This is a genomic window from Oceanispirochaeta sp. (assembly GCF_027859075.1).
GTDB lineage: Bacteria > Spirochaetota > Spirochaetia > DSM-2461 > DSM-2461 > Oceanispirochaeta.
This window is the reverse complement of the sequence record NZ_JAQIBL010000307.1, coordinates 1-2,668: the sequence shown is the minus strand read 5'-3', so window position 1 is coordinate 2,668 and position 2,668 is coordinate 1. Positions and strand designations below refer to the sequence as shown.

Sequence of the window (2,668 nt, the reverse complement as noted above, 5' to 3'; positions counted from 1 at the left end):
GAATCATAATCTGCCCGAAGGCGTTTATGCTCAAGTCCAATCTGGGAAAGAGCGCCGCCTGCACCCAGCAGGCCAACACAGCCATGAGTACCCATATCTCTGTTTCCCAGCATAATAGTGAATATTCCCATTCTCTGTACACCATGAACCACCAGATTGGGAGATGTCCAGCAGGGAGTGTGAGCAATAAAAACATCAATTCCATCGACTTTTAAAGCATCAACCTGAGAGTTTATCTGTTCCCGGCTTCTGGCTACTTCTTTATTGTAGACCAGCTCTATGGGCAGTTTTCCCAGTTCTTCTGCCGCCAGTTTATGTCTTGGTTCTGTCATTTTCTTAAATACTTTAGTCCACTCAGGACCCCGATTATCGCCAAATGTGATTAGTCCGACTCTTATCTTTCTCATTTTTTCCTCGTTCATCCTCCCGAATAGGGTGACTGGAAGTTGATTTCATCACCATTTTCCAGCATCCTTTCCGGCTTGCTCACCTGATTATTTACAATAGCGAGAAGGTGTTTTCTTATTTTTGGATCAATATTGTAGTGTTCCATAATAGAGTTGAATGTGGGCTCACCAAGTTCCACCTTCTCTAAATTTCGGGGAAAACCAAACAACGGCTCTCCCTTTACTGAAACAGTAATCATCTAGAATTCTCCATTCAGCCAATCCAGTTCATGCTGATACAGACATGCCTCTGTGGGCAGACCTTCTTCATCCCAAAGATTGTAGGCGTAATAAGTCTTCTTGGCTTTTTCAAACTCGTCACGATCTATCTGGAAACCTGCGCATGGTCCGCCGCCCTGCAGGGGTGTGAACATCCTGTCGGGAAGATAATCATCCTTGGCTGTTAAACCTTCTCTCAGATTAAAAATTCTGGACATGGTTGTGTGTTTTTCACCAACCTTGATAAGGTTCCAAAGACTCATATACTCCCATCCTGTTACCGCCCGCATATATTCAGCAATATAGTTGATGGTAAACGGACCATTAGGTCGGAGACAGAAGTAACATACCCCAATAGCATTGTAACCATTGTAGAGAGACTGGTTTACAAAGAAATTTCTCACTTTCTTTGCCGAAAGATCAGTTGCAGGAAGAGGTTCGTTGATGCCGATAGCCTCATAGAGAGCAGCGCCCCCTTCGGTAGCCAGGATATGATCGTGCTGAACTTCCATATGGTCCGGTCCGGCAGAAGGCAGGGCATATGCCAGTCCAAGACTCGCCTTTCCTCTTGGATCGTGAGCAGGGAAAGCTGAATTTTTAGACTGCATGGCATACTGATAGGTTTCTTCACCGAAATACCTGGAAGCTTCCTTGAAACCCTTTGAAATAATGGCTCCAACTCCTTCCTGCCTGCACATTTTGTCCAGCATCTTGAGCATGTTTTCGGCGTTACCGAAGTTCATCTCAAGACCGTCAAGCTGTTCCTTTTTAATAAGTCCCAGATCATAGCACTCCATTATCCAGGCAATTGTTACACCCGAGGAGATTGTATCCATTCCGTAGGCCTGACATGTCTGATGAGCCACACTGACCGGTTTCAAATCTCCTACACCGCAGCATGATCCGAAAGCCATGGTAGTCTCATATTCTGAACCGCCGTAAGCGGGATCAACCTTGTACTGTCCATCGTCAATCTCGACTACCCTCTTGCAGCTTATTGGACATCTGTAACAGGTTTCAGTTTTCTTGAGAATAGTATCCATGTAGGTTGTTTCGGCAAGACCTTCAAAATCATCAAAAACACCTTCCCTGAAGTTGTGGGTGGGAAAAACTCCTACTTCCTGGGTGGCCCTTACTCCTCTCATGGTCCCGTAGGTGGGAAAAGTGTTAGGGATCTCCTTCCATTCGGACATGCTCTTTTTGACAAGGGCCTTTACCCCAGCTTCGTCAAAGAGGGGTAGTTTCTGGTTTGTTCCCCTGACTGCAATGCCCTTCAGGTTTTTAGAGCCCATAATCGCACCCATACCCAGGCGACCGTTGGCATGTTTCAGTTCGTTGATAATACAGGCGTAGGGCATCTGCTTCTCACCGGCTTCACCAATAAGTATTACCCTGGTCTTTGGATCACCCAGTTCTCCTTTTATGGTTTCCTGGGCTTCCTTAAGCTCAACTCCGCCCCAGATATGAGTCGCATCGCGAAGTTCAGGAACACCGTCCTTAATAGACAGGTAAACTGGAGTATCAGATTTTCCGGTTAAAATTATACCGTCAAATCCTGCAAATTTAAGTTCCGGAGCCCACCAGCCTCCTCCTTCTGATTCACCGAAGCCGCCGGACAGGGGAGATTTTCCCACAATACAGGTCCGGCTTAATCCGGGACCGGGAGTACCGGTCACAAAAGAAGCCATAATATTCATCATAGCTTCGGGAGCAAGGGGATCAATCCCTGCTATCTGCTCTTTGAGCAGATAGTAGAGTCCCAGTGTATTACCTCCGAGATACCTTTTTATCAGTATCTCGGGAATTTCTTCAGTAACAAATGTCTTCATGGATAGGTCTACCCTTAAGATTTTGCCGGTAGTTCCGTATACTTCAGCCATAATTTTTCCTTATTTTTTGAGTTGACCTTTTGAGTCATGATCTTTGTCCTATTCAATATCGGCTGATCACGAATAAAAGGCTGGATTTCTAAATACAAGGGTATTTATTCCACAACGAAATTA

Annotated in this window: 3 protein-coding genes; all 3 read right to left on the bottom strand. The window is 45.4% G+C overall.

Features of this window, described 5'->3' with window-relative positions; all coding sequences use genetic code 11:
* A partial coding sequence (locus tag PF479_RS17055; protein WP_298009091.1) for a hypothetical protein occupies positions 1-407 on the bottom strand: 407 nt, incomplete at its 3' end.
* 11 nt (positions 408-418) lie between these two features.
* Positions 419-646 (bottom strand): hypothetical protein, encoded by a 228-nt coding sequence (locus PF479_RS17050; RefSeq protein ID WP_298009088.1) that lies wholly within the window; start codon positions 644-646, stop codon positions 419-421.
* The gene (locus PF479_RS17045; protein WP_298009085.1) at positions 647-2,545 is read right to left on the bottom strand and encodes an aldehyde ferredoxin oxidoreductase family protein; all 1,899 of its coding nucleotides are present in this window, start codon (positions 2,543-2,545) and stop codon (positions 647-649) included.
* Positions 2,546-2,668: the final 123 nt, after the last annotated feature.